Annotated in this window: 8 protein-coding genes; 2 read left to right on the top strand and 6 right to left on the bottom strand. The window is 62.3% G+C overall.

Annotated elements, in window-relative coordinates:
• Positions 1-189 precede the first annotated feature (189 nt).
• Complete coding sequence (gene tyrS, locus LWW89_RS13570) at positions 190-1,392, bottom strand: tyrosine--tRNA ligase (RefSeq protein WP_293265036.1); 1,203 nt, start codon at positions 1,390-1,392, stop codon at positions 190-192.
• Positions 1,393-1,504: 112 nt separating this feature from the next.
• Between tyrS and LWW89_RS13565 the strand changes: the two genes are divergently transcribed.
• Entirely contained in the window at positions 1,505-2,857 is a 1,353-nt protein-coding gene (locus LWW89_RS13565; RefSeq protein WP_293265034.1) for a peptidoglycan DD-metalloendopeptidase family protein, read from the top strand.
• A gap of 73 nt (positions 2,858-2,930) precedes the next feature.
• Here LWW89_RS13565 and erpA read toward each other — a convergent pair whose 3' ends face one another.
• The 5 genes from erpA to rplM all read right to left on the bottom strand — a co-directional run bounded on the left by erpA (position 2,931) and on the right by rplM (position 5,596).
• A complete protein-coding gene (gene erpA, locus LWW89_RS13560) occupies positions 2,931-3,281 on the bottom strand; it encodes an iron-sulfur cluster insertion protein ErpA (protein ID WP_293265032.1) in 351 nt (116 codons plus the stop codon).
• 46 nt (positions 3,282-3,327) lie between these two features.
• Positions 3,328-3,738, bottom strand: a complete 411-nt coding sequence (locus LWW89_RS13555; protein WP_293265030.1) for a polymer-forming cytoskeletal protein — start codon at positions 3,736-3,738, stop codon at positions 3,328-3,330.
• 78 nt (positions 3,739-3,816) lie between these two features.
• Positions 3,817-4,578, bottom strand: a complete 762-nt coding sequence (locus LWW89_RS13550; protein ID WP_293265028.1) for a DUF6776 family protein — start codon at positions 4,576-4,578, stop codon at positions 3,817-3,819.
• A gap of 187 nt (positions 4,579-4,765) precedes the next feature.
• Positions 4,766-5,158, bottom strand: coding sequence for a 30S ribosomal protein S9 (gene rpsI / locus LWW89_RS13545; protein WP_293265026.1), 393 nt, complete (start codon positions 5,156-5,158; stop codon positions 4,766-4,768).
• A gap of 9 nt (positions 5,159-5,167) precedes the next feature.
• The gene (gene rplM, locus LWW89_RS13540) at positions 5,168-5,596 is read right to left on the bottom strand and encodes a 50S ribosomal protein L13 (protein WP_054621915.1); all 429 of its coding nucleotides are present in this window, start codon (positions 5,594-5,596) and stop codon (positions 5,168-5,170) included.
• 528 nt (positions 5,597-6,124) lie between these two features.
• Here rplM and LWW89_RS13535 point away from each other — a divergent pair.
• The gene (locus tag LWW89_RS13535) at positions 6,125-6,547 is read left to right on the top strand and encodes an OsmC family protein (protein WP_293265023.1); all 423 of its coding nucleotides are present in this window, start codon (positions 6,125-6,127) and stop codon (positions 6,545-6,547) included.
• Positions 6,548-6,818: the final 271 nt, after the last annotated feature.

Raw genomic sequence — 6,818 nt, 5'->3', positions numbered from 1 at the left:
GTTTTTTAAAATTTCTTAAAACGTTTTGACTTGCTGCCAATTCGCACAAAACGCGCACAACCCATTGAGTTAAAACACGTTTTTTTCGAACCACCTCACCGCCGAAGCAGCGAGAGGGCGAATTATACGCACCAAATTCGGAACGTCAACCACTCTCGCCGTTTTTATCAATAATCTCTTTTTATGCCGTCAGGCGCAGACCACCCGGGCGAACTTGCGCTTGCCCACTTGCACCACCAGTGACGCGGGCGCCGCAATGATCAGCCCCTTGTCTTCGACACGTTCGCCGTCGATCTTCACGGCGCCCTGGTCGATCATGCGCAGCGCCTCGGAGGTTGAGGCGGTCAGCCCCGCCTGCTTGAGCAATTGCGCCACAACCAGGCCTTCGGTGCCGCATTCAAGATGGACCTCCGGCATGTCTTCGGGCAGCACGCCCTGGCGGAAGCGCGACTCGAATTCGGCCAAGGCCTCATCCGCCGCAGCGGCTGAATGGAAGCGGGCAACGATTTCCTTGGCCAGCTCGACCTTGATGTCGCGCGGATTGCGCCCTTCCCCAGCCTCGCGCTTCAGACCGGCGATCTCACCATTGCTGCGGAAGGACAGCAGATCGAAGTAACGCCACATCAGGACGTCGGAAATGGACATCAGCTTGCCGAACATCTCCCGGGGCTCGTCGGTGATGCCTACATAGTTGCCCAAGGACTTGGACATCTTGTTTACGCCGTCGAGCCCTTCGAGCAGGGGCATGGTCAGCACGCACTGGGGGGCCTGGCCATAATGCTTTTGCAGTTCGCGCCCGACCAGCAGGTTAAACTTCTGGTCGGTCCCGCCGAGTTCCACGTCCGCCTTCAGGGCCACGGAGTCGTAGCCCTGGCACAGAGGGTAGAGGAACTCATGCACAGCGATCGGCTGGCCGTTGCCATAGCGCTTGGCGAAATCGTCCCGTTCCAGCATGCGCGCCACGGTGTAGTGGGCGGCCAGCTTGATCATCCCCGAAGCGCCCAGGTCATTGAACCAGGTGGAGTTGAACACCACCTCGGTCTTGGCCGGGTCGAGGATCTTGAATACCTGGGACTGGTAGGTCTGGGCATTCTCCAGCACCTGTTCCCGCGACAGGGGCGGACGGGTGGTGTTCTTGCCAGTGGGGTCGCCGATCATGCCGGTGAAGTCGCCGATCAGGAAGATGATGTGGTGACCCAGATCCTGGAAGTGGCGCAGTTTATTGATGAGCACCGTGTGGCCCAGGTGCAGGTCGGGAGCCGTGGGGTCGAAGCCGGCCTTGATGCGCAGGGGACGCCCCGCCTTGAGTTTTTCCACCAGCTCGGCTTCTACCAGCAGCTCATCGCTGCCTCGCTTGATCAGACCCAGACTCTCTTCAACGTGATGACTCATGGCGCTCTCTCACATTCCGGAAGTCCTTGATAGGACAGGCGGAAAACTGACTTGGGCATTCGGCGAGGTTGGGTATACTGGCGAACTTTGAAAGTCCGTCCAAGCTCGTCCGATGTCCCTGCAAAAGAGCCGCATTCTAGCGCAAAGCCTTCTCCGCCATGCCCCCAAGGCAGGCCACCTCACCCGCCACCCACGCGCCAGTATCGCCGTCGGCCTGGTCTCCCTGACCGCCGCGGCGGCCGTGTTCGGTCTGGCACCGGGTGAAGACACCGCCCCGGTCCTGCAACAGACCGTCATCGAACAACTGGCCGTCAACGCCACCCAGGCCATCGACACCGGCACCTGGGGCTATCTGCGCGAAGAGCGCGTCCAGCGCGGCGACACCATCGCCGCCCTCTTGAGTCGCCTCGGCGTAGCCGACGGCCAAGCCGCCGCCTATCTGCGCACCGCCCCGGAAAGCGCCCCGGTGCATCGCCAACTGGCCCCGGGCAAGATCGTCAGCGCCCGCAGCGACGATGCCGGGCGCCTGCTGATGCTCTACTTCCCGCTCAACAGCCAGGACCAGGTCCTGATCGTCGAGCGTCGCGGCGAGACTTTTTCCACCCGCACCGAGGCTCTCAAGCTGACCACCCACGTCCAGCAGGGCTCGGGGGAAATTCGCACGTCCTTGTTCGCCGCTGCCGACGCCGCGGACATCCCCGACGGCATCGCCAGCCAGCTGGCCGACATTTTCGGCAGTGAGGTGGATTTCCACCGCGACCTGCAACGGGGCGACCGCTTCCACCTGGTCTACGAAATGCTCTACCACCAGGGCCAGCCCATCCGAGCTGGGCGCATCCTGGCCGCCGAGTTCATCAACGCCGGCAAGCGTTACAGCGCCGTCTACTATCAGGCGAGCCATGACGCCAAGGGCGGCTACTACACGCCCAATGGCCGCAGCCTGCGCAAATCCTTCCTGCGCTCGCCCCTGGAGTTCTCCCGGGTCACCTCCGGTTTTTCCAATGCCCGCATGCACCCGGTGTTCCACCAGATGCGCGCCCACAAAGGCGTGGACTACGGCGCCCCGGTGGGCACCCGGGTCCGGGCGGTGGGCGACGGGGTCGTGGCCTTTGCCGGCCGCCAGGGCGGATACGGCAATCTGGTGGTGCTGCGCCACTCCGGCAACTACAGCACCGCCTACGGACACCTGAGCCGTTTCGCCCCGGGCCTCAAGGTCGGCAGCCGGGTCAGCCAGGGCGACATCATCGCCTTCACCGGCCAAACCGGCTGGGCCACCGGGCCGCATCTGCACTACGAATTCCGCATCGCCGACCAGCAGGTCAACCCGCTGTCGGTCAATCTTCCCGGCACACCGCCCCTGGCCGCCGCCGAGTTCACCCGTTTCCGCAAGGAAACGGCGCCGCTTCAGGAACAACTGGCCCTGATCAAGCGTGACGATGCTCCGGCCCTAGCCGCTGCGCGCTAATACACCGCGCGGGCCATGTAAACGAAAAAAGCCGGAGCAGATGCTCCGGCTTTTTTCGTTGACGCAACCAGACTCAGACCGAGAAAGACGATCCGCAGCCGCAGGTGGAGGTGGCGTTCGGGTTCTTGATCACGAACTGGGAACCTTCCAGGCCTTCGGTGTAGTCGATCTCGGCACCCACCAGGTACTGGTAGCTCATCGGGTCGATCAGCAGGGTGACGCCGTTCTTCTCCATGGAGGTGTCGTCCTCGTTCACCTCCTCATCGAAGGTGAAACCGTACTGGAAGCCCGAGCAGCCGCCGCCGGTGACGAACACGCGCAACTTGAGCGCCTGGTTGCCCTCTTCGTCGATCAGTTCCTTCACCTTGGCCGCAGCGGCATCGGTGAAATTGAGGGGGGCCGGCATCTCGGTAACAGCGTTCATACAAAACTCCTTAAAACAAAAAATGGCGCGACAGGCGGGTGCGGACTCAGCCGGCGGACGCCGCCAACTTGAGCTCCACGGGTTCGGCCTTACCGGCCTGGTGGATCAGGCGCCCCTGGACCACCGCCCCCTGCTGCATTTCCAACGTTGAGTATTCGACATCTCCGGTGACCTTCGCGTTCGGCAAAAGTTCCAAAGTTTCGGCGGCGAACACCGGTCCGACCACCGTGCCGTTGATCACCACGTGGGCCACGCAGATCTCCCCTTCAACCTGGGCCTGCTCGCTGATGACCAGGGTGCTGTCCGCGCCCTTTTCCGCATACACGTTGCCCTTGACCTCGCCGTCGATGCGAAGCCCGCCGGTAAATTTCACATCCCCTTCGATCCGCGTGCCGGCACCGATCAGGCTGTCGATGCGGCTCTGCGGCTGACCGCTCTTGCGCTTGCTGGAAAACATACGGACTCCCGAAACGTTATCGTGTTATCGCATGCGCCGGGACGGGCAGCCATCGGATGGCTGCCGCATTCGGCATTGTCAGAGGGTGACATCCTGCTGGGCCTTGACGGTCCCATCCTGGATCAGCCGGGCCTGGACCTTGGTCACCACGGCGCCGGACGGCACGGCAAAAACGCCTTCCTTGCGCAGGAAATTCCGAATTTCCAAGCGGTACTTGGCGGCATCGGGCGTCTCGGCGGAAGGGATTTTAATCATAACATCCCGCCCATCCTGACGTAGCTGCACGCTCATCTCCAGGTTGCCCCGGAATGGTGCCTGCCCCCGCGCCGTCTGCACGGCGATCATCATGCGGTAGCGGTACTGGTTGGACATCCCATCGCGCTCGACCTTGAGCCGGGTGATGCGGGTCGGCCCGCCTTCGGCCCCTGCTGCTCCCGGCATCAGGCCTTCGAAAAAGGCCAGGTCCTCCTTCAGTGCCGCATTCTCGCCCTCGGCCTTGCGCAACTGCTCGGCCAGCTGAGCCTGGGCACCCCGCTCGATGTTGAGGCTGCTCTCGGCCGTGCCGCTACTGTGGCGCAACTGCTCGACCTCACGCTCCAATTCGGCCACGCGGCCCTGCCAGGCCTGCAAATCGGCCGACAACGCCACCTCCGGCGCCGTGCTACGCACGTACTGCTGGTAAGCAAGGGCGCCGCCAGCCAGGCCGACGACGAAGGCCGCCAGCAGGCTGCTGGCGTGCCAGTGCCAGGGAATATGGGGTCTGACCGCAACCCGGGGCGCCTTGATCGAGAAGCGCTCCCGCAGTCGGCGGCGAATCTGGGCTGCTCCGGCTAGTGCCATGGCGCCACGGCCTCCTTCAATCCGTTCATGGTGTTCTGTCTCTCCCCGAAAAACCAGGGCGCCTCTTCGGGCGGTTGCGAGCATGACCCCGCATTCTGTTCAATCCCGGGCCGCCGCGCAAATACGTAGCGACCGCAGTAAAGAAAAAAGCCGGCACGTGTGCCGGCTTTTTTCGAGTGTCGTCCGCTTAGCGCTTGGAGAATTGCTTGCGGCGACGGGCCTTGTGCAGACCGACCTTCTTACGTTCAACTTCGCGAGCGTCGCGAGTGACGAAGCCGGCAGCCGACAGGGCGGACTTGAGGGCAGCGTCGTACTCGATCAGCGCACGGGTGATGCCGTGGCGCACAGCACCGGCTTGGCCGGATTCGCCGCCGCCGGCAACGTTCACCTTGATGTCGAAGGTGCTGGTGTGCTCGACCAGTTCCAGCGGCTGACGCACGACCATGCGGCCAGTTTCACGGGAGAAGTACTCGTCGAGGGGCTTGTCGTTCACCACGATGTTGCCGGAGCCACGCTTGATGAACACGCGAGCAACGGCGCTCTTGCGGCGACCGGTGCCGTAGAAGAAGTTTTCAGCCATGTCAGTCCCTTAGATTTCCAGAGCCTTGGGCTGCTGGGCGGTATGCGGGTGGGCATCGCCAGCGTAGCACTTCAGCTTCTTGATCATGGCGTAGCCGAGCGGGCCTTTCGGCAGCATGCCCTTCACCGCCTTTTCGAGGGCACGGCCGGGGAAACGCTGCTGCATCTTGAGGAAGTTGGTCTCGTAGATGCCGCCGGGGTAGCCGGAGTGCCGGTAGTACTTCTTGTCTTCAGCCTTGTTGCCGGTGACGCGAAGCTTCTCGACGTTAACGACGACAATGAAGTCACCCGTATCCACGTGCGGAGTGAACTCGGGCTTGTGCTTGCCGCGCAAACGGCGGGCAATTTCGCTAGCGAGGCGACCGAGCACTTTGTCAGTGGCATCCACCACGAACCACTCGCGCTTCACCTCATGCGGTTTGGCGGAAAAGGTTTTCATTCTGCGCCGTCCTTAGTGAGCCTAGATTACGGAAAGCCGCGGATTCTATTGCAAATCGGTGCCAGCAGTCAACGCGAACACAACCCCCGCTATCGCCGCGGACAAATGAAGGGGTAAAAAAAAGCGCGACTCGCGAGAGTCGCGCTAAATCCACACCAAAGGAGGAGGGTGGAGGAGACATCGTAGCGACACCGGATCGGGAGACTCACGACCCACTGCGATATCGCTGGGTTGAGTGCATTATGGGACAAAAGATTGTGCAGCGCAAGAGATTTTTTTCGTTTTTTTTTGACCGCTGCGAAGCTCACACCCTTTCCAGAAACAAAACATAACAACATGTTTTAAAAAACATAAAAAAACATTTCCGTAATTGATCCACCATACGATAATTCTTGAAACGACTCGCCCTACCCTGGTGCGCCCGGCAAAATTTGCTGCAACGCACAAGAGCAGCGGCGGCACACCGCGCGGCAACGCTCTGCCTTGGAGCAAGTACAATCGCCGCTTCATCCCCAAGGAGCTACATATATGGAATGCAAAGTCCGCTGGAGCGGCGACGGCATGTCGTTCGTGGCCGAGACCGGCAGCAACCACGCCATCGTGATGGACGGCCCCCCGGACGCCGGCGGGCGCAACCTGGCCCCCCGCCCCATGGAGATGGTGCTGGCCGGCACCGGCGGCTGCACCGCTTTCGACGTGGTGATGATCCTGCAGAAGGGCCGGCACGACGTTACCGACTGCGTGGTGGCTCTCAAGGCCGAACGGGCCGACACCGACCCCAAGGTGTTCACCCGCATCCATTTTCACTACACGGTGACCGGCCGCAACCTGAAGGCCGACGTGGTGGAGCGGGCCGTCAAACTGTCCAAGGACAAGTACTGCTCCGCCTCGATCATGCTGGCCAAGACGGCCGAGCTGACCCACAGCGTGGAAATCGTCGACGCAGCCTGACCCCGCCCCCAGCCTTCCGGCGGGCGCCGCCCCTGCATCGCGGCGCCCGCCCTTCCTTGCCGCCCCTCTCCGCGCCGCCGTAATACGCGTGTCGCAAACCGCCGCCAGCATTCCCGTCGCCCCGGCCCTTGCTGGCCGGGATCCCCGTGGATCGCCATGCGGAAAACGCGCTAGCCAGGCCCTCGGCCAAGCCCTTGTAAACGGCCCGAATTTCCACCCCGCAAGCGCCTCGGGGTGTGCGTATAATCCGCTTCTTTTTCAACCCCCGGCC

The sequence above is a fragment of the Oryzomicrobium sp. genome, assembly GCF_021287045.1.
Taxonomy (GTDB): domain Bacteria; phylum Pseudomonadota; class Gammaproteobacteria; order Burkholderiales; family Rhodocyclaceae; genus Oryzomicrobium.
The sequence above is the reverse complement of the archived record's forward strand: the minus strand, read 5'-3'. Positions and strand labels throughout refer to the sequence as shown.